Annotated in this window: 1 protein-coding gene; it reads right to left on the bottom strand. The window is 51.5% G+C overall.

The genetic code is table 11. The features are described 5' to 3' along the window. Positions 1-181 precede the first annotated feature (181 nt). A partial coding sequence (locus tag IB277_RS37725) for a DUF5372 family protein (RefSeq protein ID WP_192373420.1) occupies positions 182-334 on the bottom strand: 153 nt, incomplete at its 5' end.

Below are 334 nucleotides of genomic sequence, written 5' to 3' on the forward strand. Positions count from 1 at the left end.
TGGGAGCCTCCCTGTGTAATGCAAATTATGCCGCACTTTGCTCACACGTCAATCAAATTATATCTCAAATACCGCAGAAACCCATGTAACATCGAGCCTTACCTATTGCTTGGACGATCAATGACATCGCGTCTCGGCATAATTAGGCTTACATATGCGGCGTAATTTACTTGACGCTTCGTCATTCTTCCTGACGGCGCTTAATGCGATCAATCAACGACGCCAGCGCCGACAGATCGTCTGGGCGGGAGAAGGACCGACCTGCAGCAACCTGACTGAACAAGTCGGCCTCATTGACATCGGTCCACGAGGCCGGAAGCGAACGCAACCGTCC

Source organism: Ensifer sp. ENS07 (assembly GCF_014852185.1).
Lineage (GTDB): Bacteria > Pseudomonadota > Alphaproteobacteria > Rhizobiales > Rhizobiaceae > Ensifer > Ensifer adhaerens.